The sequence below is a fragment of the Mesorhizobium calcicola genome (assembly GCF_042682105.1).
Classification (GTDB): Bacteria; Pseudomonadota; Alphaproteobacteria; order Rhizobiales; family Rhizobiaceae; genus Mesorhizobium; species Mesorhizobium calcicola.
Genome location: NZ_JBHUGY010000047.1, coordinates 23,855 through 46,666, shown reverse-complemented (window position 1 = coordinate 46,666; position 22,812 = coordinate 23,855). Strand labels below are relative to the sequence as shown.

The following is a 22,812-nucleotide window of genomic DNA, read 5'->3' as shown; positions in this document are numbered from 1 at the left end:
GCCATCAATTGCTGACGAGGAAAGGGGCCTCTGCGGCCCCTTTTTCGCGTGTTGCGACTTGTAGCCGTCCAGTTGCCGATGGAATCGCCGCCGCGTGCCAACCCATTGCTTGAAGCAATCCCGCCATACTTCGCCTGGAACGGCGTCAGCGACAATCTCGCACTTGCACAAAGCGATATTGCACTGCACTATAGCGGTGACCAAATGCGAGCCGGGTTGTTAGTGTCGATCACGGCCTGCGACCCTTTTGGCATCTTTCAATGCGAAGGGAGCCGGCATGACCGACATCTCCGCGACGCATGTCGTTGCGTCCCGACCCGTCGCCGACAGAGCGGCCAGAACGAGACTGGCCTATCTCGATGGCTGGCGCGGCCTGTCGATCGCCCTGGTGCTGATCGGCCATTTTTTTCCTGTTCCCGGAATCAATCTGGGGGTGCTGGGCGTCGAATTCTTCTTCGTGCTCAGCGGCCGGCTGATGAGCGAGATCCTGTTCATCGAACGCTATCCGCTGAAGAAATTCTTCAAACGCCGCTTCTCCCGCATCTATCCGGCACTTCTGGTCTTCGTGGTCGTTGCGATGATTGCGCTCTCCGGCACATTCATCGCCTTTAAATGGAAGGCGGCCCTGAGCGCGCTGACATTCACCTACAACTACGCCGGGATTCTGGTTACGCGGGCAGGCGCGCTCGACCATATCTGGTCGCTCTGCATCGAGGAGCACGCCTATATCATCCTGGCGCTGATCAGCGTCGTCGTCCTAAGCCGCTCTCGTGTCGTCGTGCTGCTCCTGGCGCTTGCCTTGCTTGCCATGGCCAATGGCGCGGTTTCGTACTGGGTGTTCGGGATGGACTATGAAACCACCTACTGGCGCACCGACGTGCATATCGCGTCGATCCTGCTGTCGGCTTCGATCTGCCTGCTGAAGGCCAACGGGCGGCTGCCGGCGGTGTTCAAGGGCAAGCACGTGGCGCTGGCGGCATCGATCTGCGCCATTGTGCTGTTCCTCGATCCGGTGCCGACGCCGATCCACTATCTCGTCGCGGTGCCGCTGCTGGCGCTGGCCGTCAATGCACTCGATTTCAGCCCGCGCTATCTGACTGGATTGCTGTCTTCCTGGCCGATGGCGACGCTGGGGCTGTGGTCGTACTCGCTGTATCTGTGGCAGCAGCCGTTCTACAAATTCGTCTATGAGCAAGGCAGCGCGCCGATCCCGATGCTGGCCGGGGTCTTTGCCTGCGCGCTCTGCAGCTACTACGTCGTCGAGCGGCCGGCGCGGGAATGGCTCAACCGCAACTGGTGAATGCCGTGGCGTCGTTGGCGCTAAGCCGATCGGCGCTTCTTCTCCATCAGATACCGCTTGAGGCCGGCTTCGCCGCGCGGCGTCGTCCAGCGATGGTTCCATGCGAAGGCCGGCCGCAGCAGCGGTGCGAGGAATTTGAGGATCGGCCGCAGCACCGTGACCTGCCAGGTCAATTGCACATGCGTGCCGGTGCCGGACGGCGACAATTCCGCCCGCCACAGCCCGTCGAAATCACCAAGCGTTTTCACCACTACCAGCCGGCCGGGTTCGAGTTCGGCGGCCTCGATGATGAAGTTCAACTCATAGGGCAGGGCGCCGCGAGCCCGTGCTCTTGCGCGCGAACCGATGGTCGCCTTGCCCTTCCTGTCGAGCGGCACCACGTCCTTGTAGACGTCGCCCCACCACAGCGGCAGCAATTCGGCATCCGAGAGCACCTCCCACACTTCCTGCGGCGAGCCCTCGGGGATGTGCCAGCTTTCGTCGAAGCGGAAGACGTTGCTCGGCATCGCGTTTCCTCCGATTGGCGGAAACTTACATTAGCTGCGGCTTCTTTGCGTGGCTAGCGCCAGCGGGTCAGGCGGAGATTCGCCTGATGTATCAGGCGGAGAGTCGCCTGATGTAGTAGCGCACCGCCTTCTTGCCGCCGTGGATGACGGCGTCGCCTGCCTCGGCGAAGCCGAGTGCGGCGTGAAACGCATCCGAGGCCGGGTTCGGCGGGTCGGTGTTGACCTCGCAGGTGACCAGCCTGTGGCCGGCGCGCTCAACATGGCCGAACAGATCTTGATAAAGCCGGCGGGCGTGCCCACGGCCGCGCGCTTGCGCCGCCACGACGACACGGTCGACATAGACGAAGCGGGGATAGCGTTCGCGGAACCACACGAAATTCGGGCTGTCGTAACGGGCATCCTGGTCGAAGGTCATGATGAAGGCTTCGAGGTCGCCGATGCGGCGCGCATAGAACGCTTCACCAAGCAGGAAGGACAGCCGTTCGGGCTCCAGCCACGACAGTTCGGCTGCGTGCTCGTTGTTGAGCGCGAGGATCGTCGCTTCGTCTTCGGCTGATACAAGGCTGATCGGGGCAGGGATCGCGCTCATGCCTTCGCAGCCGCAATGGTGGCCGCCACGAGGTCCGTGTCGGTCAAGGTGTTGCGGTACTCGCGGTCGAGGTCGGAGCCGCCCATGCCGACATGCGGGTTGCGGTAATCCATGGCGCTCGGCACGTCCTTGAGGGCGGCGAAATGCATTTCGGCCAGCCCGGTTTTTCTGCGCACCTGGGCGATGTTGCTGAGGTCGAGCCCGCCACAGCCGAGGATGACGATGCGGTCGCCGGCCTGTCGCACCAGATCGGCCAATAGCGATATGCCCTCGACCGCCGTATCGCGCTGGCCGCTGGTCAGCACGCGGCCGACCTTGCTGCGGATCAGCGCTTCGAGCGCCTCGGCGGGGTCGCGCGTCATGTCGAAGGCGCGGTGGCAGGTGACGTTCAGGGAGCCGGCGGCTTTCGTCAGCTCGCTCATGCGCGCCTCGTCGATGGTGCCGTCGGCGTTCAGGCAGCCGAACACCACGCCGGCCACGCCGAGGGCGCGCAGCGCGACGACGTCGGCGAGCAACGAGGCGTATTCGGTGTCGCTGTAGAGAAAGTCGCCACCGCGCGGCCGCACCATGACGTGAAAAGGCACGGTCGCCCGGTCGAGGGCGGCGCGCACCGTGCCGAGGCTCGGCGTGATGCCGCCTTCGACCAGGCTGGCGCATAGTTCGACCCGATCGGCGCCGGCCGCCTGCGCGGCCAGCAGGCCGTCAATGCCTTCGACACAGATTTCGATCAGCGGCAGGCGGGTTTCTCTGGTCAAGGGGCAATCCAGTCCATGATGTCGCCGCAAGCCCTAGCATCGGGCCGGTTGGCGCGAAAGCGTGAACCGCGCGCTGCCATTTGGGCCAGGCGAAATTTCCCCGCTTGACAATCTAATAACCGCTGAGTTATGGATTAACCCATAACCTTGTAGTTATTGATCCAGCTAGTCGAACGCGAAAAACCTGGATGCGCGGCGTTCGGGCCCGGCAAAACACGTCCTGACGAAACATTTCAAAAGGAGAAGACCATGCAAGCAAGAATCAAGAACCCGGTGATGCTGATCCCTGGCGCGCTGCAGGCACTGCTGGCGCTGGACAAATCGACCGAGGCGGTCGAATTGCCCTATGTGACGCGCAAGCTCATCCATCTGCGCGCCAGCCAGATCAACAACTGTGCTCTCTGCGTCGACATGCATGCGCGCGAGCTGAAGAAGGCCGGCGAACAGGACGAGCGCATCTTTGCCCTCGCGGCATGGCGGGAGACCCCATACTTCACCGATGCCGAACGCGCGGCCCTGGCGCTGGCCGAGGCCGGCACAAGGCTCGCCGACCGGCCCGACGCGGTGCCGGACGATGTCTGGGACGAAGCCGCCCGGCACTATGACGAAAAGGCGCTTGCTGCCCTGGTCATCCAGATCGCGTTGATCAACGCCTTCAACCGGCTCAACGCCACGACACGGCAGATGGCGGGCGCCTGGGGCTGAGCCCCGGGCCGGTGGTTGTGCGCGACGGTGCGGTGACGCGCGGCGTGCACCCCCGGCCATTGGGCGGGGATATCGGCCATCGTCGCTACTGGCGCAACTCTGTGTTCTTGGCGCCTTCCTCGACTTGATCGATCACCAGCAGCTTGACCGGACCGTCGCCGATATTGGTGGCCTGATGCCACTGGCCGATCATTTCGACGATGAAATCTCCGGTCTTGTAGGTGTTGCTGTTGCCGGTCTCGACATTGGTGACCTTCAGCGTCCCGGCCTGGACATAGGCGTAGCGCGGAAAGGGGTGTCTGTGGACCGGCAAGGTCGCACCCGGCGCGATGTCAAAAGTCGACACCAGAACCTGCACGTTTTTCTGCGGCAGCGTGATCGGCTGGCCGGAGGCGGTTGTCGTGCGTGATGCCAGTGGCGTCACGACGACGGGGGTGCCGCTGCTGTCCAGCGCACGGGCGGGCGTTGTCGAGAACGCGGCCGCCAGCAGTAGCCCTGACATCAGAATGTTTCGCATGATTCGCTCCAACCCCGTGCCAGCATCGCGCGGCGGCCATCCGCGCGCAAGCACGCCTTCTCAGGGCGCTTGCCACTCCATCGACCCGTGGCGACATGGGCCGCGTGCAACCGAGACGCCCGTGCCCAGTTCGAATCGGAAAGCGGCCATAAGGTAGCATTGTCTATATTAGTTGTTGCGAATATAATTGGAGTGTCGAGGGGCAGGAGCAAATCCATGACCTCCTACATCGTCAGCGTGTTCGAGAAGCCGCATTGGCGCACGGTGCTGTCAACGACCGACAGAGCCAAGGCATTCGAGCTGGCCAAGGAGATCGGCGACAAGGTCCGGATAGAGGAAATCAAGCCGAAGCCGAAACCGTCGGTCCGCAGGCGTCGAGGGCGCTGACGGGGGCAGGGAAAGTGGGAAACCGGGACTGCGCCGGTGTTGCTCCCGCCGCTTTGGCATTCAGGCGCGAAAGAAGAGGGCGCTTTCCGTACCACCTGCAATCGAGGCGGCCCGTAAGGGCTTTCTTGCCCAGCCACAGTCGTGATGAGCTTCCTCGCCTCAACCCGCCTGGCGCATTCTTTGTCAGTGATTTGCCACAGTGCCGTCAGGGTGCGCGCCCGCGGCCTGGGTCGTGGTGGTTGACGTGAACAGCACCGTCTCAGTGACGAGCCCGGCAAAGGCGGCGACCTGTATCAGAATGGTGGCGAAGGCGATCTTCTTGAGCATGCGAGGGAACGCGCTGAGGTGCCACCGGTTCCCCGCCGTCGCTGTGGCGCGCCGCAATTAATTGGCCTGCTGCCTAACCTTCGCCGCGGACCTAGTGGGCGAGATGGGCGTGCCATTCGAAAATCCGTCGCCGCGGCACTCGCAGTCAACCTTTGACGAAGACGCTTTCAGAGATGGTTTGATGCGTGCGCCAAAATTACACGTATACGAAGACGCAACCAACGTTCCGTCCATCAAGATTTGGGGTTGGCTTTCCGCCACTCCTCGTACTCCCCGCGGGCATCGTCATGCAGCGGATAATAGCGTTGCAACGGGGCGCCCTGCATGAGCTTCTCTCGCGAGAACTCTTCCCAATCATGATGCTTCTTCGCTTCTTCGATTACCTTTGCGGCCATTGCGACGGGAACCACCACCACCCCGTCATCGTCGGCGACGATGATGTCGCCGGGGATCACCGTGACGCCGCCGCAGGCAATCGGAACGTTGACGGCATTGGGATAGATGCTGGTCTGCACATGGTAGTTGGGCGTCCAGCCGCGCAGCCATAGGGGCAGGTCGAGCTTTTCGACATTGGGCCGGTCGCGCATGCACCCGTCGATGACAATGCCCGCGCCGCCTCTGCCCTTGAAATACGTCGACATCATATCGCCGAAGACGCCCGAACTCATGTCGCCGCGCGCGTCGACCACGACCACATCGCCTTCTTGCGCGTGATAGAGCACATGCCGGTGCAGTTGCGTCTCCGGATCGGCATATTCTCCCTCGGTGAAGAGGTCCGGCCGCTGCGGCATGAACTGCAGCGTCAGCGCCGGCCCCACGATCGACTTGCCGTGGTTCTGCGCCACCGGACCGACCATGTGCGGATTGCGGAAGCCCATGTGGCCAAGCGTGCCGGCAACCGTCGCGGCGCCGATCTCCCTCAGCGCGTCGATCAGGTCCTTGGGCGGCCGCGTAATGTCGGGAGTATGTGTCATTGTGGACTCCGGTTGAATGGAACTACCAGTTCGTAACAGAACCGTCGCGGCGCTTGAGGTGAGGCGCTTCCCAAAAGCGAAAGCTCTCCGCCTGAACCGCCGCTTCGTTGACCTCGACGCCGAGCCCCGGCAGATCGCCGACCGGATAATCGGGGCCGTCGAGCCGTGGTTGCACGGGGAAGAAGTCGGAATTGTCGAAGCCCAGCTGCATTTCGGGCGCCCTGGTCTCGAGCCACGCGAAGTTGGGGACGGCGGCGGCGAGATGCACGGTCGCGGCCGTGCACACCGGGCCAAGGGGATTGTGCGGCATCAGGTCGACGTAGTGCGCCTCGCTCCAGCCGGCGACTTTCATCGCCTCGGTGAACCCGCCGACATTGCAAATATCGAGCCGGTTGAACTGGTGGATGCCGCGCTCGATGTAGGGCAGGAACTGCCACTTGCTGGCAAATTCCTCGCCGATGGCAAAGGGGATATTGGTCATTGTGCGCAGGGATTCGTAAGCCTCCGGCGTCTCGTCGCGTATAGGCTCCTCGAGGAAATCAAGCACGCCGCGGCCGAGCTTGTTGCAGAAGCTCGCCGCCTCGGCCACCGACAGCCGATGATGATAGTCGATGCCGAGGACGACATCGTCGCCCAGCGCCTCGCGGGCCTTGTTCAGCATGCTTGCGGTAGCGCCGATCGACTCGCGCGGCTCGAAGATGTCCTTGCTGTTTTGCCCGACGGGGAAGAAGCGGATCGCCTGCCACCCCTGTGCGCGCAGTTCGCGGGCTCGTTCGATGGCAATATCGCCCTCGGCCTCGTCGCCGGTCGAGGCGAAGGTGGGGATGCGGTCGCGCTGCCTGCCGCCGAGCAGCTCGTAGACCGGCACCCCTAGCGCCTTGCCCTTGATGTCGTGCAGCGCGATGTCGATGGCGGAAATCGCCGCCTGCAGAACTCGCCCGCCTTCGAAGTACTGGCTGCGATAGACCTCCTGCCAGATCCGCCCGATCTGCAGGGGATCGCGGCCGATGAGAAACTCGCGATAGTGCTCGATCGCGCCGGCCACGGCCCGCTCGCGACCGCTCAAGCCGCTCTCGCCCCAGCCGAAGATGCCCTGGTCGGTCTCGACCTTGACCAGCATCTGGTTGCGCGTTCCCACCCACACTGGATAGGGCTTGATCGCGGTGATCTTAAGCTTTGTAGTCATCCACGCCCACGTTCCGCACGCATCCGCCCTATCTCAGTTGGCCTTGAGGGCCATTTCAGTTTCGCCGTCGAACAGATGCATCCGCTCCTGGTCGAACTCGAGCCAGATCCGCTCGTCGGGTGCGACGGCAATGGTCGGCGGCACGCTGACGTTGACGATGGCGCCGGACAGGAACGCCTGCACGAAGGTGACGTCTCCGGTCGGCTCCACCGTGTAGGCCTTGGCCGGGACGCTGCCTGGCACCGCGCTCTTATGGAGCCTGATCGTCGAGTGACGAGCGCCGAGCACGACTTTCTTGGTGGTTGCGCCAGCGACCTTCTGGGCGTTGCGCGGTGAGAGCTCAAGGCTCCAGCCCTCCGCGCTGGTCAGCACGGTGTTGCCGTTCGCCGTCGACGCCTCCAGCGGAATAAGGCTCATCGCCGGGCTGCCGATGAAGCTGGCGACGAACATGTTCACGGGATGAGCAAAGACCTGCGCCGGTGAATCGTATTGCTGCAGGTAGCCGCCGTTCATCACCGCCATCTTGTCGGCCATGGTCACGGCTTCGAGCTGGTCGTGCGTCACATAGATGATCGTCGCCTTCAGGTCTTGGTGGAAGCGCTTGATCTCCGACCGCATCTGCACGCGCAGCTTTGCGTCGAGGTTGGAGAGCGGCTCGTCCATGAGGAACACAGCCGGGTCGCGGACAAGGGCACGGCCCAGGGCCACACGCTGCTGCTGCCCGCCCGAAAGTTCGCGCGGCTTGCGCTCGAGCAGGTGCGTCATGTCGAGCACCCGCGCCGCTTCCTTGACCTTCTTGTCGATCTCGTCCCTGGGCAGTTTGCGCATCTGCAGCGGGAACGCCAGGTTCTTGTAGACCGACTTCTGCGGATAGAGCGCGTAGTTCTGGAACACCATCGCGATGTCCCGGTCCTTGGGGTCGAGGTCGTTGACCACCCGGTCGCCGATGACGATGTCGCCCGATGTGATCGGGATCAGCCCCGCGACGAGATTGAGCGTGGTTGTCTTGCCGCAGCCTGAAGGGCCGACGAGCGCAACGAACTCCCCGTCATTGACCGTCAGCGAAACGTCGTTGACAGCTTTGAAGCCGCCATAGGTCTTGACGAGATCTTTGAGGACCACGTGGGCCATCGGCAACTCCCTAGTGCTTGACCGCGCCTTCTGTAAGGGCGCGTACGAAGTATCGTTGCAGGACGAGGAACAGCACGACGACGGGCACGCTCATCATAAAGCTGGCCGCCATCAGGCCCGGAAAGTCCGTCGTGTTTTCCGAGAAGAAGCGCTGGATGCCGACCGGCAGGGTCAACTGCTCGTTCTTGGAGAGGAAGGTGTAGGCGTAGATGTACTCGTTCCACGCGCCGATGAAGGAATAGATCGCGGTGGCGATGATTCCGGGCGTCGAGAGCGGCATCACGATCAGGATGAAGGCCTGGAATCGCGTTGCCCCATCGATGCGCGCCGCCTGCTCGAGCTGCACCGGGATGTTGTCGTAGAAACCCTTGAGCAGCCAGATCGCCAGCGGCAGGCCGAAAGTGAGATAGGTGAGGATCAGCGAGCCATGCGTGTTCACCAGCCCGAGCATGCGCATCAGGATGAACAGCGGCACGAGGAAGATCACCGCCGGGAACATGTTGCGCAGCAGCACGGCGAAGAACAGGAAGTTCCGGCCGGGGAACCTGAAACGCGAAAACGCGTAGGCCGCGGGGACAGCCACGATCACCGAAAGGATTGTCGTGACGGTCGACACGAAAAGGCTGTTCCAGAAGAAACGGAGGAAGTCCTGGCCGACGCTGTTCTGCGGATCGAGCAGCTTCTGGTAGCTGGCGAGGGTAGGCTCGTCTGGCCACCATTGCGGGGGGAACTCCATCGCCGCGAAGCCGGACTTGATCGAAGTGATCAGCATCCAGACCATTGGCAACGCGGTATAGAGCAGCATGAACACAAGAAAGATGCGCCCGGCCCACCGCCATCCGTCGACGCGCATGCGGCGACGGGTCCGACCCCGCGGGGCTGTCTCGGCAATCGTGCTCATGCGCGCCCCTCTTTCCGCTCGTTGCCGCTCAGCGCACGGACATAGAAGTAGCCCAGCGTCATCAGGATGAGGAACAGGAGCACCGAATAGGCCGATGCCACGCCCCAGAGCTGTCGTCCGAAGGCGAGCTCATAAATGTGGGTGATCCAGATATGCGATGCGTTGGACGGCCCGCCGCCGGTCATGATCCAGGGGATGATGAAGGAATTGAAGTTGGCCACTGCGAGCAGCAGGATAGTCACCGTCGAGACGCTGCTCAGATGCGGGAAGGTAACGTGCCAGAATCGCTGCCACGCATTGGCGCCGTCGACTTTTGCGGCGCTCAGCAGCTGTTCGGGGACCGTCTGCAGGCCGGCCATCATCATGATCATGGCAAACGGAAACTCGCGCCAGATATTGACGACGATCAGGGAGGGAAGCACCGTGCTGACGCTGTCGATGAAATTCGGCGGCCGGTCGGCCCATCCGAGACCGACCAGCACCGCACCGATGACCCCGAAGTCCGAATGGTAGATCCACTTCCAGATGTAGGAGGCGGCGACGGCGCTGATAACCCAGGGAATGATCAGGATAGCGCGCAGGACGCCACGGCCGATAAAGTCGCGGTGGAGCGCCAGCGCGGAGGCAAACCCCAGGACGAAGGAGATGAAAGTCGATGCCAGCGTCCAGATCATGGTGTTCCAGGTGACTTTCCAGAACACCGGACTGGTGAGGATGGTCGTGTAGTTGTCGAAGCCGACGTAGGTCTTGTCGCGCAGCTGCAGGCCAGGCGGCGTCTTAAAAAACGACAGCTCGATCGTGTAGTAGATCGGATAGGCGATGACGATGAGCATCACGGCGATCGCCGGGAGTACGTAGGCGTAGTCGGCGCGATGCTCCCATATCTTCCACAGCACGCCGGACCTGCCGGATTGCAATCTTCGGCGAGCCTCGGCCTTCCCGGTCACGATCGTCACTGTGGCGCGCCCTTATTTCTTCTGAACGAACCGGCTGCACTGTCGCTGCAGCCGGTCGGATCGTATGTCAGGCTTCGACTAGAGCAATTCTAGGAAAAGTGTGAAACGGTTTTCCGTCTGGAATTGCGTCAAAACAAACAGATAGAGCGGTTCGGCGTTTCCGTGAAACGGTGAACCGCTCTAGAGTTTGCCCTCTACCAGGCTTTTTACCTTCGCGGCCGCGTCGTCCGCTGCCTGATCGACAGTCATCGCTCCGGTCAGGGCATTTTGCAGCATATCCGGGATGATGATGTTCATGATCTCGGGGGATTGCGGCAGCGCCGGAAACGGGATGCCGTAAGGCAGCATCGAGGTGGTGACATCAAGGAACTTGATGTTGTCCAGACGTTCCTTCATCCATTTGGTCTTGAAGCCGTTCAGGTTGCCCGGGTTCGAGCCGGCGTAGGCCATCTTCAGCGACCATTCGGGGCTCGTCCACATGCAGATGATGGCCTTGGCAGCCGGCTCGTCCACCTTGCCGCCCTCGACATATTCGGGCTTCAGGATGTGAATGTTCGAGCCGCCGAACACGACGGCGCGCTTGCCGTCGGGGCCAGTCGGAATCAGACCGTAGCGCATGTTGTCGATGACGGTCTGCGCCTTGTCCTTGTCGGTGCCCGTCGCCTTCTTCTGCAGGTCGAGCATGACGTTATAGTCGGACGGGTGCGAGACCATCATGCCGAGCTGGCCGGCGAGGAATAGCGGCTGGTTGTCGGCCTGCTGGTTGGTGAGTGCCGAAACCGGAACCGACTTGTCGCGGACATACATATCGTACGAGGCCTGCAGCGCCGCCTTGCTCTGCGGGCTATCGAGCTCGACCTGCTTATAGGTCGGGTTTGCGGTGGCCTCGTCGAAGACGCCGCCGCCATAGGCCCATAGCTGGGGCATGAAGCGGTATGGCGTATTGCCGGCATTCTTGCGAGCCACGAGGCCGTAACCGGCAATGCCGAGCTTGTCGTGGATCTGCTTGGAATATTTGACGACGTCGTCCCAGGTCGCCGGAGCCTTGTCCGGATCGAGGCCGGCACGCTTGAAGATGTCGGCGTTCCAGATGAACGCCATCGTCTCGTTGTTGGTCGGAATGCCGTAGGTCACCCCGTCCCAGGTCACGGCCTTCATGGCGCCGGGCCAGAAATCCTCGGTCGAATACCCCACATCCTCGGGCTTGAGCGGCTCCAGATAGCCCTTTGCGGCGAACTCGGTACCACCCAGGATTTGCAGGCGGACCGCCATCGGCGCGGCATTGCCCAGGAGCGCCGTGCGGAACTTGTCGAGAAGGTCGTTGTAGGTGAGGGCTTGTTCCTCGAGCTGGATGTTCGGATAGGTCTTGCGGAAGGTCTCGAAGAAATCCTTGTAATACTGGCGCAGGAGGTCGGGGTCGCCCTCGAACACGCCCTGATACCAGAAAGTCAGTCGCCCCTTGTAGTCGAGCGGGGTGACTTTGCCGCAATCGGCCGCCGTATCAAAATCCTGTGTGCCTGCAATGGAGCGCACATATTCCGGCGACCACTTGCTCAAATCGACCGGCGGCGCACCCAGCGCCGACGCGGACAGCGATACCACTAAAGCAGTGGAGACAGTGCCGCGCAGGACGGCACCGCCGAGTGAAATCCTCGTCATAGGTATCCTCCAGGTTCTCTCCCATGCCGCTCTGCTTCGGGGCAAGCGGTCCTTGCTCGTTCGATCGCGGAACGTCTTCCTGTTCTGTGTATCCCTTCGAGCACTTTGTACGTTTTCAGATCGTGTATTGTCTGTCAACGCGATAAATCGTACATTGTTTGTGGAAACCGTGTGTGATATCGGGCAGAGTATGTACTAAATCGGGGAGCGGGCCTTGGCCGAAACAAGCGATTTTAAAGCCAAGCCACCTGCGGGGATTGACCTTATCGGGGCCTCCAGCGAGGGCGCCTCGCTTTATGAACGGATCAGGGAAGACATCATCGAGGGACGGCTCGCCGCCAACGAACGGCTTGTGGTCACCGATCTCGCCCGACGTCACGGCACCTCGACCAACCCCGTGCGCGAGGCCCTGCAGCTTTTGCGCGGGGAGGGGTTTGTCACCTTTCTCCCCAACCGCGGGGCGCGCGTGCGACCCATAGATCAGGATTTCGTCCGGGATATCTACGAAATCGGTGTCCTGATCGAGCCAGCCCTGACGCGATGGTTCGTGAATATGGCGACCGGCGAGGACATCGCCGAACTCGAGCGTCTCCAAGGCCTGATCGAAGAGAACAACTTCGCCGACACATTCAGGCACAGCGAGCTCGATACCGCTTTCCACACCGTGATGTATCAACGGCACTATAACCGCCATGCCGCCGAGCTTTGGTGGAAGCATCGTGAAGTGCTGCGAGCCGTGAGCCGGCGTTTCAATTTCACGCTCGCACGGCGTGCCGCGATCATTCGCGAGCACCGCGAACTGATCGCGCTCGTAAAGGCGGGAGAGGCAGACAAAGCCGCCGAACTGATTTCCCGCCATGTCGAGGGCTCCGGCCGGCATGTTCTCGAACAGATGCGTGCGCGCAACGCCGCTCGGGCCGGATAAACCTCCAATCAGGAACATCGTTAGCCTGACCATCAGATAGAGGTAGTTGAGAGATGAAAATCACGAGCGTTCGGCCGTGGCTGATCAAGTCCGATGCTTCATACTGGGGGGAGTACCTGTTCGTCGAAGTGACGACCGACGAGGGGGTGAGCGGCTGGGGAGAGATCACAACCACGACCAGGCTCGCCAACCGCGCGCTCTGCACGATCCTGCGTCAGATCGGTGTCGCCGTGACCGGCGAGGATCCAGCGCGCATCGAGCACCTGTGGCATAAGATTTTCCGCAGCTTCACCTACATGGGCAGCCGCGGCGCCGCCGTCGAATGCGTGAGCGCCATGGATATAGCCCTCTGGGACATCCGGGGCAAAGTCCTCGGCAAGCCGATTTACGAGCTGCTGGGCGGACCGGTACGAGATGAGATCGCGCTCTACACCCATCCCAACCAGGCCAAATTTACCAGCAAGGAGGCCGTGGTCCGCGAAATTCGAGACATCGTCGAGTCCGGACACACGGCGCTCAAGTTCGATCCTTTCCCCCATCAGGGCCGCACCGCCGATGGACTGTCCCGCGAACAGCGCGACGGCTACCTCGATGGCAGCATGACCCGCAAGGACGAGCGCGAAGCCGCCGAACTCACAGCTCTGATCCGCGAAACGGCGGGCCCTGATGTCGACATCCTGATCGATGCGCATGGCCGCTTCGACGTTCCCACCGCCATTCGCCTGTGCCGGAGCCTCGAGGAAGCCGGCCAGATCGACTGGTTTGAGGAGCCCTGTCCGCCCGAGAGCCTCAACGCCCTCAAGCAGGTGCGTGAGAAGGTCAGTGCGGCGATCTCGTGGGGCGAGCGCGGTCATACGAAGTGGGATTTCGTGCCGGTGCTCGAGAACAGGCTCGCCGACTACATCATGCCAGACGTCACCTGGACCGGCGGCATTACGGAACTCAAGAAGATTTCCGCCCTATGCGAAGCCTACTACATCCCGGTCTCGCCGCATGACGCCGCGGGGCCGATCAACGTGGTTGCGGGAGCGCAGGTGATGATGACCGTTCCCAACTTCTACAAACTCGAAACGTCGGAGTGGAACCTGGGCAAATACGATCACCTGATCGACAGCCCGCTCGACGTTTCGAACGGCAGCCTCAAGCTGACGTCGAAGCCTGGCCTCGGCGTTGAGATGAACCGCGACTACCTTCAGGCCCACGAGATAGAGCTGGGCTAGCAGCGCCCATGCCGGGTCCGGCGTACCGGACGACAAGCCAGCCGACCAGAACGAGGATAGATCATGCCAAAGACGGGCGAAGCCGACGAGGCGCTCAATCGGGTGAACACGAACTCCAAGCCGTCCGAGCTTCGCATCACCGACATGCGGGTCGCCGAAATCGTCGGCGCGCCGTTCACCTCAGCGCTGCTGAAGATCTACACCAACCAGGGCATCGTCGGGCTTGGCGAGGTGCGCGACGGCGCCAGCGCCACCTACGCACTGATGCTGAAGAGCCGGTTGCTAGGCGAGAACCCTTGCGACATCGACCGCCTGTTTCGCCGGATCAAGCAGTTCGGCGGGCACGGCCGGCAAGGCGGCGGCGTATCCGCGGTCGAAATCGCGTTGTGGGATCTCGCCGGCAAGGCCTATGGCGTTCCCATCTACCAGATGCTCGGCGGCCGGTTTCGGGAGAAGGTGCGCCTCTATTGCGATACCGACGCCGAGAAGCCGAGCGGCACCGAAACCGGAAAGCGCCTCAAGCAGCGCATGGACCGCGGTTTCACCTTCCTCAAGATGGATCTGGGCTTGATGCAGATCGCCCATATCCCGGGCGCCGTGGCCGCGCCCGCCGGCGCGCTCGAAGGGTTTCATGCCAATCCGCGCGGCCGCCGCGGATCCCCAGAGGAGCGCAAGGCCCGCAATCTCGCCTACGACGCGCAGAACGTGCAGCACCCGTTCACCGGCCTGCATTTCACCGAAAAGGGGATCGACCTGCTCGAGCAGTATATCCACGAGGTTCGCGAGGTCATCGGATACGAGATCCCGCTCGCCATCGACCATGTCGGCCACATCTCGCTGCAGGACGGCATACGCCTGTCGCGCCGTATCGAGAAATACGTTCCGGCCTGGCTGGAGGACGTGATTCCCTGGCAATACAGCGAGCAGTACCGACAACTGCGGGACGCCACCACGGTGCCGATCTGCACCGGCGAGGACATCTACCTCAAGGAGGGCTTCGAGCCTCTGCTCAAGAGCGGCGGCCTGTCCATTGTCCACCCGGACTTGCTCACCAGCGGGGGCATCCTCGAGACCAAGAAGATCGGCGACATGGCGCAGGACCACGGCGTCGCCATGGCCATCCATATGGCCGAAAGTCCGATCGCCGCAATGGCCGCGGCACATGTCGCCACCGCGACCGAAAACTTCATGGCGCTCGAATACCACTCCGCCGATGTCGACTGGTGGGACGATATCGTCACCGGCTTGCCCAAGCCGCTCGTCAAGGACGGCTTCATCACCGTGCCCGACAAGCCGGGGCTGGGCATAGACGATGTGGTCGACGAGGTGATCAGCCAGCATCTGCAGCCCGGTGTCACGGGGATATGGCAATCCACCGAGCATTGGGACAATGAATATAGCTGGGACCGGACCTGGAGTTAGCCCAGACCCCCTGCCCTCATTCCCCCCAGGCTCACAGGGCCAACGACCGACCATTCGTGTCGACCTCCCAAGGGAGAGGCGAAGAAAGAAACGGACGAAACCATGATCTACGAACTGCGTATCTATGACTGCCTGCCGGGCAGGCTGCCGGCTTTGCTCAAGCGCTTTTCCGACCAAACGCTGGCCATATGGGAGAGGCATGGCATCCGCCAAGCCGGGTTTTTCACCACGGTGATCGGCGAAAACAGCAATCGCCTCACCTATTTCCTCGCCTGGGAATCGCTGGCCGAGCGTGAGGCGAAATGGGCGGCTTTCGTCACCGATCCGGCATGGCACAGGGCCCGGGACGAGTCTGAGCGCGACGGGCAGATCATTGCCAATATCAGCAGCCAGCTGCTCACGCCCACAGCTTTCTCGTCTGTGAAATAGGACTGCGCCATGAAGATCACCGACCTGCGCTGCGCCGTCATCGGCAAGCACCCGATTGTCCGCATCGTCACCGACGAAGGCCTCCATGGCCTTGGCGAAGTCGAGTTCACCAAGACCTATCTCAAGCCCTTTGTGCTGCATTTCCGCGAGGCGCTGATCGACGAAGACCCGACCGACGTCGAGCGGGTGATGCTGAAGATCCGCCAGCGCGGCTCGTTCAAGCCCTATGGCGCCGCCGTCTCCGCCATCGAGCATGCCTTATGGGACATCGCCGGCAAAGCGGCGGGTGTTCCAGTCTACAAGCTGCTCGGCGGCAAGGTGCGCGACAAGGTGCGCGTCTATAACGGCTCGATCCGCCAGAAACGCGCGGGCGACCGGCCGGAGGACTACGCCGCCGACGTCAAATGGATGATGGAGCAGCCGCAGAACTTCTTCATGGTCAAGCAGGGAATCTCGTTCCACTCCAACATGAAGGACACCATCGAGGGCTTCCATTACGGCGTGACGCAGAACAAGGCCGGCTATCACGGTGCCATGGATCAGGGGGTGATCAGCGAGCGCGGTTTCAATCACATGCTCGACTGCGTGATCGCCATGAAGGAAGTGCTGGGCGACAAGGTCAGCCTGGCGCTCGACTGCGGCCCGGGCTGGATGCTGCCCGACGCGATCAAGTTCGCTCGCGCGGTCGAGAAGTACAATTTGATGTGGCTCGAGGACATGCTGACCGGCGACTATGTGCCGTGGGTCAATCCGCAGGCCTACCGGGAGCTGACCACCTCCACCTCGACGCCGATCCATACCGGCGAGCAGATCTACCTGCGGCACAATTTCAAGGAGCTGATCGAAACCCAGGCGGTCCGTATCATTGGTCCGGACCCGGCCGATATCGGCGGCATCGCCGAGCTCAAATGGGTCGCCGAGCACGCCTACATGCACTCGATCCTGATGGCGCCGCACGGCACGGCGAACGGCCTGCTCGGCCTCGGCGCGCTGATCAATGTCTGCGCCACCTTGCCCGCCAACTACATCGCCTTCGAATATCCGAGCGCCTCCGACCCGTGGTGGGAGGACCTCGTGATCGGCCTGCCGTCGCAGATCGTGAAGGACAGCATGGTGGACCTGCTGGAAGCGCCGGGGCTGGGCCTCGATATCGACGCCGAAGCAGCCAGGAAGTATCTCAGGGAAGAGGATGCGGGCTTCTTCGACTGAACCTTTTTTCGCCACCTTTGCACGGCGCGGACCGCGCAACTCTGGGGGACCTGCAACGGCCCCGCTGGTACACTTCGCATGCCACGCGGTTTGATGCATAAACCGCATTCGCGATCTCTCCAGCGACGCTGTCCGAGCGTCACCGCAACGAACACGGGGAGCCTTGACGCGCCGCGCTATGGGACGAAGAGGGGGCCGGGCGCGTGCTGGTTATCCGATCCCTTTCTCAGAAATTCCTACCAAACATTCCGACCTGCCCTAAATACCCGCCCCATGCCCCAGCGTTACGGTATAGAGAAGACACCTGAAGGCACGTGGGACGTCGTCGACGTATTCAGCGGGCTGCCGGTGGTCGAGGTGGGCGTCCCATTGATCGACATGCCTATCGAGGAGGCCGACGATCTGGTCGACCTTCTAAACTGCCGCGACAGGGAACAGCGGGGAGACACTTAGGGCATCCCAACAGGACGGGCCTTGAGGCCACAACCTGCCCACCAACTCACACGAAATCGGAATTGATTTTTCCCCGCATAGTGCCAAAATAGTTGCATGGGTTATTGCCTTGGGGAGACCTCGGGTGAACGTTCTGACGAACCGTCGGCCCACCGCCTGCACAGCCAAGGAGTTGGTGGAGGCTGCAATCCATCACAACCGACTTGGCAGCACCGTTTCCGTCAAGGAAACTGTGATGGCAATACGCCAGGCGGACCCTCATTTAGAAGAGACCGACTGTGAGTTGGTGGAGATCATCGTAGGTCTAGCCGTGGTCCACGGACAGTTCGTCGTGTTCGATCTCAAGGAACCCTGATGCCCCTCCATTGGTTCAACCCTCCGGTCACCGTCTCGACTGGCAAGCCGGGTGTCCGGTACGGTTGCAACAACGTCGAGGGTGCCGCCCGGGAACTCATGGAGTGGAACAATCATGGCCTCATGTGGAACCATGCGGTGCGAGCCTGCATGTCCTGTCTTGCCGGCGAGATGACACCCGAGGACGTCCGTAAGGCGTTCATTGCCGCTGCCGAGGAGGAGGGCAAGCTGCTCTCGGATGACCACTGACAACGTGTACCGCTTCGGCTACATTGTCCCTCATGGCTTCCCATTCAGCCACGTCGAGGGTGCCGCCGAGCAGCTTCTGAAGTGGACGAAGCGTGGCCCCAAGTGGAACCTGGCGGTGGAGACCTGCATGGCCGCTATGGAAGGCAACGTGCCCACTCAGGAGGCCCGCAGGGCATTCGAGGCTGCGGCCAAAGAGGAGAGGATGTTCCTTCCCCCTGCCTAGAGCGGTTCACCGTTTCACGGAAACGCCGAACCGCTCTATCTGTTTGTTTTGACGCAATTCCGGACGGAAAACCGTTACACACTTTTCCTGGAATTGCTCTAGGCGTCGTCGGACAGATCGAGTTGCTGCCTAGTTGCCGGTTGGCTCACTCTGCGAACCACCAGTGCGTCCCCTTGTCGGAACCTGCCGGGCATCTTGACCGTTCTGTCTCAGCGGGTGACCGGCGAAGTCCGGTGCGTTCGCGAACCGCTTCGCCAAGGACCACGCAAGCAGCCGCATTCGCGACGGGACCTGAAGAAGAGCGAGGAGAAATGGCTGTCATCCTGATCGGTGCATTGCTCACTGTCGCCGGCATCGTATACATGGCGCTCGCAGTCCTCAATCGCGGGCGGCTTAGCAATCCGACGCCCTTTCCCGCGCCACCAGATGGCCCGACGCCAAATCTCGCAACGTCAGGTCCGACACTTGAGCCGCGCCGTCGCGGGCTCGCTTTCCTCGGCCTGTCGCAAAACTGGCCCGGCCTACTGATGATCGGAATCGGTGTCGTCCTGCTGTTGTCGGTGGTCGTGCGATAGGCCTTAGCTTCAGCGTCCTCGTCGGTCCACGTAACGGGACGCCCGGCGCGGCGGTCGGCGTCGGCCAGCCTTGCCGCGAGGCGGGGCGCCCTGACCGGAACATCTCGTTCACCAGCCACCCGAAGACCCCAGGGCAGCGGCGGTCAGACTAAGCGGCCCGGCATCTCCGCACGGCGGGGTTGGCCAGCAGAGCGCCGGGCCTGACCGGCGAGGGGGGCATTGGCGGTCGCGCCGGCTGGGGGATATATATATGCCGATGCTAATATAATCGGGACTTATCCGTATGAACGATGGAAGCAGCAAAAGGTGGAGCCTAAGCCTGTAACGACCTACGTGGTGAGCGTGTTCGACAAACCGCATTGGCGGACCGTGCTGACCACCAAGGACAAGGAAAAGGTCTTGGCCACGGCGAGATCGGCGACAAGGTGCGGATCGATTACGCCGAAGCCAAAGAGCATTTCCCTGGCATCTGAGTTAATATTGCGGCTAAGCGACCCGAATTCAACCTTGGGAGAGCTATGTGGACGTTGCCGCTTGGTTGCGAGGCCTCGGCCTCCAGCAATACGAGCAGACATTTCGCGACAACGCGATCGACGCGGAAGTCCTGCCGGAGCTGACTGACGCCGACCTCGAGAAGCTCGGTATGCTCCTCGGTCATCGCAAGCGATTCCGCAAGGCGATAGTGGGGCTGGGGCCGTCGTCAAACCATCCCGACGCGAGCACTGATAACATCGTGGCTCAGAACCGCCAGGAGCTAAGCGCCGAGCGTCGACAGCTGACCGTCATGTTCGTGGATCTCGTCGGCTCGACGGCGCTGGCAACGCGTCTGGATCCCGAGGACCTGCGTGAGACCATCGGAGCGTATCACCGCTGTGTCGCCGATACGGTCGCCCACTTCGGCGGCTTTGTCGCCAAGTATATGGGCGACGGAGTCTTGGTGTATTTCGGCTACCCGCAGGCGCACGAGAACGCCGCCGAGCAGGCGGTGCGCGCTGGCCTTGCTCTCGTCAATGCCGTTACGCGACTCCCAGAGCCCGAGCCATTGCGGGTTCGTATCGGCATCGGCACCGGACAGGTCGTCGTTGGCGACCTGATCACCGCCGGCGAAGGGCAAGAGCGCGGCGTCGTGGGCGAGACGCCGAACCTCGCCGCCCGCCTGCAGGCTCTTGCCGAACCGGACGCGGTCGTGATCGGGCCGCAAACGCGGCAGCTGGTCGGCGATCTTTTCGAATATCGCGATCTTGGCGCCGTCGAGGTGAAAGGCTTTCCGGAGCCGATCCATCCCTATCAAGTGTTTCGTGAGAGCGCTGTCGAAAGCCGGTTCGAGGCGCTGCATGGGACGACGCCCACGCCGCTGGTCGGGCGTGAGGAGGAGGTCGACCTGCTGCTGCGCCACTGGCATCGCGCGAAAAGTGGTGAAGGTCGTGTGGTGCTGCTCTCAGGCGAGCCGGGAATCGGAAAGTCGCGCCTCACCGTCACCTTGCAGGAGCGGATCCAGAACGAGCCACACTCGCTTGCGCTATTTCTGTTCGCCGCACCATCAAGACAGCGCGCTCCACCCGACCATTGCGCAGCTAGAACGTGCCGCCGGGTTGGAGCGCGACGACCCACCTGAGAGGAAGCTGGATAAGCTGGCGGCCCTGCTTGCCCCGGCCTCGCCGGAGGACGGGGCGCTGCTGGCCGAGCTGCTGTCGTTGCCGACCGAAGGTCGCTTCCCGCCTCTCCAACTGATGCCCCAGCGTAAGAAAGAGAAGACCTTCGTAAGCCTTGAGGGCTTCCTGTTCGGTGCTACCAAGCGGAATTAGGATTTCCAGCTTGCCTGCTGCGGCCCGAAGTTCCCTGGGAATTTTGCGCCGATAGCGCCATCCGGCTTTGCCGCGTTTTTGTATATGCTTCACGTCAATCTTCGTGCTCAGGGTACCCCGCAGTGTATCGCGCGGTGTATCTCTGGGGAAGAGGAAACCCTTGCAATCCTTGGGTCTCAAGACTTTTCTGGTGATAGTGGCTCCCCGGGCCGGATTCGAACCAGCGACCAACCGGTTAACAGCCGGTTGCTCTACCACTGAGCTACCGGGGAACGGTGCTCTTATGTGAGTGGCGCAGCGTATAGCTGCCCTTTTCCGCTTTGCAAAGAAGCATTTCGCATTTTTCCGAGGCTTTTTTGCTCGGACGTTTCTCGCAATCGTCCGCGGCTGCCCTCATATTAGCCGTCTTGGCGGGGGTGCGGAACCGAAAGCGCGGCTGCGGCTTTGGTTTAACGATGCTCCTGAACGGTGAAAACGGGTCAATCTTTCGAAACGATGACAGCACAAGACAACCAGATGCCAGCGCGGAAAATCTCGGTTTTCGGTCGTGAGTTCAAAATGCCGCGCTCGCGCGGGCTCAGAATCGCCATCGGTATCCTGCTGACCATCGGCGGCATACTCGGTTTCCTGCCGATCCTCGGCTTCTGGATGGTTCCGCTCGGATTGCTGGTGCTGTCCTATGAATTCGCCCTGATCCGCCGCCACCGGCGGCGCTTTGCCGTCTGGTGGGAACGGCGCCGCCGGCCGGATTGAAGGCCGATAGCGCGGCTCAATGCCCGGCGTGCTCCTCCAGAGCTTCGCGGATCTGCTTGAGAATCGCCGCGGCTGAGGCGAGCTTCGCCCGGTCGTGCGGCGACAGGCTGCTCGCAATACACAGGCGGTCGATGGCGTAGCTCAAAAGCTCTTCGCACTGCGGCAGCGACAGGCCGGACGCCGCATTCTTGTCTTTTGCCGCAATTGTCGAACGCATGGCTTGCCTCCCGCCTTGCTCAACGTATGGGGGGTTGAAGAGTTTCGTCCGACTTCGAACCATGCTTAACGATCAGCTAATGTATTGTCGTGAGGCCTGCGCCTGACCATTTGACGGAATGCCGCCCGCATTGGCTCGGAGGAAACCGTTCGGAATGCACGGTGGCCGCTTGACGGCATTTTCGCCGCAACCTATTGGAACCGGGTGGAACGCCGGGAGCAATGAGGCCTCGTGGCGGAGTGGTTACGCAGAGGACTGCAAATCCTTGCACCCCGGTTCGATTCCGGGCGAGGCCTCCAATGCCCGGGCCCCCGCGCAGCAGCGCCGGGGCCTGTAGTTCCAGACATAATGAACCGCGGTTCTGGCGCGGCAAGCGGATTGGTTGGGACATGAGCGCTGATTTCTCCGAGCTTCGCGTCAAGATGGTCGATGGGCAGGTTCGCACCACCGATGTGACCAGCGCGCCGCTGCTCGAGGCAATGCTTGTCGTGCCGCGCGAGGTGTTTGTCGGCGCCGCCCAGCGCGATCTCGCCTATATCGACGAAGACATCCGCATTGCCGCCGGCGCGGACGGCGCGCGCTACCTCATGGAAGCCTCGCCGCTGGCCAAGCTCATCCAGCTGGCTGAGATAAGTCAGAGCGATTCGGCGCTCGATGTCGGCTGCGGCACCGGCTACGCCTCGGCCATCCTGTCTCGGCTGGCGAAGTCCGTGGTGGCGCTCGAAAGCGATTCGGCGCTGGCCGAGACCGCCAGAACGACGCTTTCGTCGCTGGGCTGCGGCAATGTTACCGTTGTCCAGGGCGCGTTGCCGCAAGGGCATGCCGCCTGGGCGCCTTATGATGTCATCTTCATTGGCGGCAGTGTCGCGGAAGTGCCGGCGACTCTGCTCGACCAGCTTGCCGAGGGCGGCCGCCTCGTCGCCGTCGAAGGGCAGGGCAATTCCGGCGTGGCCCGACTTTTTTTTAAGGCCGGGGGGGTTGTAACCGGAAGACGCGCGTTTAATGCGGCAATTAAGCCACTACCGGGATTTGAACGTATCCGTGCCTTCGAATTCTGAATGATTTTGCCTTGCAGGAGAGGCTTT

The 22,812-nt window shown here is 62.0% G+C and carries 28 protein-coding genes and 2 tRNA genes; 17 read left to right on the top strand and 13 right to left on the bottom strand.

All coding sequences use genetic code 11. The features are described from left to right. The first annotated feature begins 277 nt into the window (after positions 1-277). Positions 278-1,300, top strand: coding sequence for an acyltransferase family protein (locus ACFSQT_RS28265; protein WP_379024306.1), 1,023 nt, complete (start codon positions 278-280; stop codon positions 1,298-1,300). 20 nt (positions 1,301-1,320) lie between these two features. Here the strand turns inward: ACFSQT_RS28265 and ACFSQT_RS28260 are convergent, their stop codons facing one another. The 3 genes from ACFSQT_RS28260 to ACFSQT_RS28250 all read right to left on the bottom strand — a co-directional run bounded on the left by ACFSQT_RS28260 (position 1,321) and on the right by ACFSQT_RS28250 (position 3,150). Further along, positions 1,321-1,806, bottom strand: coding sequence for an SRPBCC family protein (locus ACFSQT_RS28260; protein WP_379024304.1), 486 nt, complete (start codon positions 1,804-1,806; stop codon positions 1,321-1,323). Between the two features lie 91 nt (positions 1,807-1,897). After that, positions 1,898-2,395 (bottom strand): GNAT family N-acetyltransferase, encoded by a 498-nt coding sequence (locus ACFSQT_RS28255; RefSeq protein ID WP_379024302.1) that lies wholly within the window; start codon positions 2,393-2,395, stop codon positions 1,898-1,900. Then, on the bottom strand, positions 2,392-3,150 hold the full coding sequence (locus ACFSQT_RS28250; protein WP_379024300.1) for a copper homeostasis protein CutC: 759 nt from the start codon (positions 3,148-3,150) through the stop codon (positions 2,392-2,394). Before ACFSQT_RS28250 ends, ACFSQT_RS28255 begins: the two co-directional genes overlap by 4 nt. A 249-nt stretch (positions 3,151-3,399) precedes the next feature. Here ACFSQT_RS28250 and ACFSQT_RS28245 point away from each other — a divergent pair, with 249 nt between their 5' ends. Beyond that, the gene (locus ACFSQT_RS28245) at positions 3,400-3,855 is read left to right on the top strand and encodes a carboxymuconolactone decarboxylase family protein (RefSeq protein ID WP_379024298.1); all 456 of its coding nucleotides are present in this window, start codon (positions 3,400-3,402) and stop codon (positions 3,853-3,855) included. A gap of 85 nt (positions 3,856-3,940) precedes the next feature. On the opposite strand, the gene ACFSQT_RS28240 is transcribed toward ACFSQT_RS28245, so the two are convergent. Continuing rightward, positions 3,941-4,372 carry a cupin domain-containing protein gene (locus ACFSQT_RS28240; protein ID WP_379024296.1) on the bottom strand — a complete coding sequence of 144 codons (432 nt, stop codon included), beginning with the start codon at positions 4,370-4,372 and terminating at the stop codon, positions 3,941-3,943. Positions 4,373-4,588: 216 nt separating this feature from the next. Between ACFSQT_RS28240 and ACFSQT_RS28235 the strand changes: the two genes are divergently transcribed. Continuing rightward, the gene (locus tag ACFSQT_RS28235; RefSeq protein WP_379024294.1) at positions 4,589-4,759 is read left to right on the top strand and encodes a hypothetical protein; all 171 of its coding nucleotides are present in this window, start codon (positions 4,589-4,591) and stop codon (positions 4,757-4,759) included. Between the two features lie 183 nt (positions 4,760-4,942). On the opposite strand, the gene ACFSQT_RS28230 is transcribed toward ACFSQT_RS28235, so the two are convergent. From ACFSQT_RS28230 to ACFSQT_RS28200, 7 genes are all read right to left on the bottom strand, one after another. Next, positions 4,943-5,086 (bottom strand): hypothetical protein, encoded by a 144-nt coding sequence (locus ACFSQT_RS28230; protein WP_379024292.1) that lies wholly within the window; start codon positions 5,084-5,086, stop codon positions 4,943-4,945. A 233-nt stretch (positions 5,087-5,319) separates the two neighbouring features. Continuing rightward, positions 5,320-6,060, bottom strand: coding sequence for a ribonuclease activity regulator RraA (locus ACFSQT_RS28225; protein ID WP_379024290.1), 741 nt, complete (start codon positions 6,058-6,060; stop codon positions 5,320-5,322). Positions 6,061-6,082: 22 nt separating this feature from the next. Continuing rightward, positions 6,083-7,246, bottom strand: coding sequence for a mandelate racemase/muconate lactonizing enzyme family protein (locus ACFSQT_RS28220; RefSeq protein WP_379024288.1), 1,164 nt, complete (start codon positions 7,244-7,246; stop codon positions 6,083-6,085). Positions 7,247-7,279: 33 nt separating this feature from the next. Continuing rightward, positions 7,280-8,377, bottom strand: a complete 1,098-nt coding sequence (locus ACFSQT_RS28215; RefSeq protein ID WP_379024286.1) for an ABC transporter ATP-binding protein — start codon at positions 8,375-8,377, stop codon at positions 7,280-7,282. A 10-nt stretch (positions 8,378-8,387) separates the two neighbouring features. Beyond that, a complete protein-coding gene (locus ACFSQT_RS28210) occupies positions 8,388-9,278 on the bottom strand; it encodes a carbohydrate ABC transporter permease (protein WP_379024284.1) in 891 nt (296 codons plus the stop codon). Then, complete coding sequence (locus ACFSQT_RS28205; RefSeq protein ID WP_379024282.1) at positions 9,275-10,234, bottom strand: carbohydrate ABC transporter permease; 960 nt, start codon at positions 10,232-10,234, stop codon at positions 9,275-9,277. The genes ACFSQT_RS28210 and ACFSQT_RS28205 overlap by 4 nt, the downstream gene beginning before the upstream one ends. A 180-nt stretch (positions 10,235-10,414) precedes the next feature. After that, positions 10,415-11,893 (bottom strand): ABC transporter substrate-binding protein, encoded by a 1,479-nt coding sequence (locus tag ACFSQT_RS28200; protein ID WP_379024280.1) that lies wholly within the window; start codon positions 11,891-11,893, stop codon positions 10,415-10,417. A gap of 214 nt (positions 11,894-12,107) precedes the next feature. Between ACFSQT_RS28200 and ACFSQT_RS28195 the strand changes: the two genes are divergently transcribed. From ACFSQT_RS28195 to ACFSQT_RS28145, 11 genes are all read left to right on the top strand, one after another. Then, positions 12,108-12,818, top strand: a complete 711-nt coding sequence (locus tag ACFSQT_RS28195; protein WP_379024278.1) for a GntR family transcriptional regulator — start codon at positions 12,108-12,110, stop codon at positions 12,816-12,818. A 53-nt stretch (positions 12,819-12,871) separates the two neighbouring features. Next, entirely contained in the window at positions 12,872-14,038 is a 1,167-nt protein-coding gene (locus tag ACFSQT_RS28190) for a mandelate racemase/muconate lactonizing enzyme family protein (RefSeq protein ID WP_379024276.1), read from the top strand. Positions 14,039-14,101: 63 nt separating this feature from the next. Beyond that, entirely contained in the window at positions 14,102-15,460 is a 1,359-nt protein-coding gene (locus ACFSQT_RS28185; RefSeq protein WP_379024274.1) for a mandelate racemase/muconate lactonizing enzyme family protein, read from the top strand. Positions 15,461-15,562: 102 nt separating this feature from the next. Next, on the top strand, positions 15,563-15,889 hold the full coding sequence (locus ACFSQT_RS28180) for an NIPSNAP family protein (protein ID WP_379024272.1): 327 nt from the start codon (positions 15,563-15,565) through the stop codon (positions 15,887-15,889). 9 nt (positions 15,890-15,898) lie between these two features. Next, positions 15,899-17,098 carry a mandelate racemase/muconate lactonizing enzyme family protein gene (locus ACFSQT_RS28175; protein WP_379024270.1) on the top strand — a complete coding sequence of 400 codons (1,200 nt, stop codon included), beginning with the start codon at positions 15,899-15,901 and terminating at the stop codon, positions 17,096-17,098. Between the two features lie 577 nt (positions 17,099-17,675). Next, positions 17,676-17,906: a hypothetical protein gene (locus ACFSQT_RS28170; protein WP_379024268.1), complete on the top strand. Its 231-nt coding sequence runs from the start codon at positions 17,676-17,678 to the stop codon at positions 17,904-17,906. Further along, positions 17,906-18,154, top strand: coding sequence for a DUF982 domain-containing protein (locus tag ACFSQT_RS28165; RefSeq protein ID WP_379024266.1), 249 nt, complete (start codon positions 17,906-17,908; stop codon positions 18,152-18,154). The genes ACFSQT_RS28170 and ACFSQT_RS28165 overlap by 1 nt, the downstream gene beginning before the upstream one ends. Next, complete coding sequence (locus tag ACFSQT_RS28160) at positions 18,144-18,377, top strand: DUF982 domain-containing protein (protein ID WP_379024264.1); 234 nt, start codon at positions 18,144-18,146, stop codon at positions 18,375-18,377. The genes ACFSQT_RS28165 and ACFSQT_RS28160 overlap by 11 nt, the downstream gene beginning before the upstream one ends. Before the next feature lie 311 nt (positions 18,378-18,688). Continuing rightward, positions 18,689-18,952, top strand: a complete 264-nt coding sequence (locus ACFSQT_RS28155) for a hypothetical protein (RefSeq protein WP_379024262.1) — start codon at positions 18,689-18,691, stop codon at positions 18,950-18,952. A 520-nt stretch (positions 18,953-19,472) separates the two neighbouring features. After that, positions 19,473-20,567 carry an adenylate/guanylate cyclase domain-containing protein gene (locus ACFSQT_RS28150; protein ID WP_379024260.1) on the top strand — a complete coding sequence of 365 codons (1,095 nt, stop codon included), beginning with the start codon at positions 19,473-19,475 and terminating at the stop codon, positions 20,565-20,567. After that, entirely contained in the window at positions 20,545-20,757 is a 213-nt protein-coding gene (locus ACFSQT_RS28145; protein WP_379024258.1) for a hypothetical protein, read from the top strand. Before ACFSQT_RS28150 ends, ACFSQT_RS28145 begins: the two co-directional genes overlap by 23 nt. 197 nt (positions 20,758-20,954) lie before the next feature. Here the strand turns inward: ACFSQT_RS28145 and ACFSQT_RS28140 are convergent. Beyond that, positions 20,955-21,029 (bottom strand) — tRNA-Asn (locus tag ACFSQT_RS28140). A 223-nt stretch (positions 21,030-21,252) separates the two neighbouring features. On the opposite strand from ACFSQT_RS28140, the gene ACFSQT_RS28135 reads away from it, so the two are divergent. Beyond that, entirely contained in the window at positions 21,253-21,510 is a 258-nt protein-coding gene (locus tag ACFSQT_RS28135) for a hypothetical protein (protein WP_379024256.1), read from the top strand. Positions 21,511-21,526: 16 nt separating this feature from the next. On the opposite strand, the gene ACFSQT_RS28130 is transcribed toward ACFSQT_RS28135, so the two are convergent. Then, positions 21,527-21,727 (bottom strand): hypothetical protein, encoded by a 201-nt coding sequence (locus ACFSQT_RS28130; protein WP_379024254.1) that lies wholly within the window; start codon positions 21,725-21,727, stop codon positions 21,527-21,529. A 225-nt stretch (positions 21,728-21,952) separates the two neighbouring features. Between ACFSQT_RS28130 and ACFSQT_RS28125 the strand changes: the two genes are divergently transcribed. Together ACFSQT_RS28125 and ACFSQT_RS28120 are read left to right on the top strand one after the other, a co-directional pair. Next, positions 21,953-22,026: transfer RNA gene (locus tag ACFSQT_RS28125), tRNA-Cys, on the top strand. 90 nt (positions 22,027-22,116) lie between these two features. Continuing rightward, positions 22,117-22,785, top strand: a complete 669-nt coding sequence (locus tag ACFSQT_RS28120) for a protein-L-isoaspartate O-methyltransferase family protein (protein ID WP_379024252.1) — start codon at positions 22,117-22,119, stop codon at positions 22,783-22,785. Positions 22,786-22,812: the final 27 nt, after the last annotated feature.

What these genes read in the sequence shown, in the direction of transcription:
- ACFSQT_RS28265 (WP_379024306.1), top strand. Translation starts at nt 278, where the DNA reads ATGACCGACATCTCCGCGACGCATGTCGTTGCGTCCCGACCCGTCGCC.
- ACFSQT_RS28260 (WP_379024304.1), bottom strand. Translation starts at nt 1,806, where the DNA reads ATGCCGAGCAACGTCTTCCGCTTCGACGAAAGCTGGCACATCCCCGAG.
- ACFSQT_RS28255 (WP_379024302.1), bottom strand. Translation starts at nt 2,395, where the DNA reads ATGAGCGCGATCCCTGCCCCGATCAGCCTTGTATCAGCCGAAGACGAA.
- ACFSQT_RS28245 (WP_379024298.1), top strand. Translation starts at nt 3,400, where the DNA reads ATGCAAGCAAGAATCAAGAACCCGGTGATGCTGATCCCTGGCGCGCTG.
- ACFSQT_RS28240 (WP_379024296.1), bottom strand. Translation starts at nt 4,372, where the DNA reads ATGCGAAACATTCTGATGTCAGGGCTACTGCTGGCGGCCGCGTTCTCG.
- ACFSQT_RS28235 (WP_379024294.1), top strand. Translation starts at nt 4,589, where the DNA reads ATGACCTCCTACATCGTCAGCGTGTTCGAGAAGCCGCATTGGCGCACG.
- ACFSQT_RS28230 (WP_379024292.1), bottom strand. Translation starts at nt 5,086, where the DNA reads ATGCTCAAGAAGATCGCCTTCGCCACCATTCTGATACAGGTCGCCGCC.
- ACFSQT_RS28225 (WP_379024290.1), bottom strand. Translation starts at nt 6,060, where the DNA reads ATGACACATACTCCCGACATTACGCGGCCGCCCAAGGACCTGATCGAC.
- ACFSQT_RS28220 (WP_379024288.1), bottom strand. Translation starts at nt 7,246, where the DNA reads ATGACTACAAAGCTTAAGATCACCGCGATCAAGCCCTATCCAGTGTGG.
- ACFSQT_RS28215 (WP_379024286.1), bottom strand. Translation starts at nt 8,377, where the DNA reads ATGGCCCACGTGGTCCTCAAAGATCTCGTCAAGACCTATGGCGGCTTC.
- ACFSQT_RS28210 (WP_379024284.1), bottom strand. Translation starts at nt 9,278, where the DNA reads ATGAGCACGATTGCCGAGACAGCCCCGCGGGGTCGGACCCGTCGCCGC.
- ACFSQT_RS28200 (WP_379024280.1), bottom strand. Translation starts at nt 11,893, where the DNA reads ATGACGAGGATTTCACTCGGCGGTGCCGTCCTGCGCGGCACTGTCTCC.
- ACFSQT_RS28190 (WP_379024276.1), top strand. Translation starts at nt 12,872, where the DNA reads ATGAAAATCACGAGCGTTCGGCCGTGGCTGATCAAGTCCGATGCTTCA.
- ACFSQT_RS28185 (WP_379024274.1), top strand. Translation starts at nt 14,102, where the DNA reads ATGCCAAAGACGGGCGAAGCCGACGAGGCGCTCAATCGGGTGAACACG.
- ACFSQT_RS28180 (WP_379024272.1), top strand. Translation starts at nt 15,563, where the DNA reads ATGATCTACGAACTGCGTATCTATGACTGCCTGCCGGGCAGGCTGCCG.
- ACFSQT_RS28175 (WP_379024270.1), top strand. Translation starts at nt 15,899, where the DNA reads ATGAAGATCACCGACCTGCGCTGCGCCGTCATCGGCAAGCACCCGATT.
- ACFSQT_RS28165 (WP_379024266.1), top strand. Translation starts at nt 17,906, where the DNA reads ATGCCCCTCCATTGGTTCAACCCTCCGGTCACCGTCTCGACTGGCAAG.
- ACFSQT_RS28160 (WP_379024264.1), top strand. Translation starts at nt 18,144, where the DNA reads ATGACCACTGACAACGTGTACCGCTTCGGCTACATTGTCCCTCATGGC.
- ACFSQT_RS28155 (WP_379024262.1), top strand. Translation starts at nt 18,689, where the DNA reads ATGGCTGTCATCCTGATCGGTGCATTGCTCACTGTCGCCGGCATCGTA.
- ACFSQT_RS28135 (WP_379024256.1), top strand. Translation starts at nt 21,253, where the DNA reads ATGACAGCACAAGACAACCAGATGCCAGCGCGGAAAATCTCGGTTTTC.
- ACFSQT_RS28130 (WP_379024254.1), bottom strand. Translation starts at nt 21,727, where the DNA reads ATGCGTTCGACAATTGCGGCAAAAGACAAGAATGCGGCGTCCGGCCTG.
- ACFSQT_RS28120 (WP_379024252.1), top strand. Translation starts at nt 22,117, where the DNA reads ATGAGCGCTGATTTCTCCGAGCTTCGCGTCAAGATGGTCGATGGGCAG.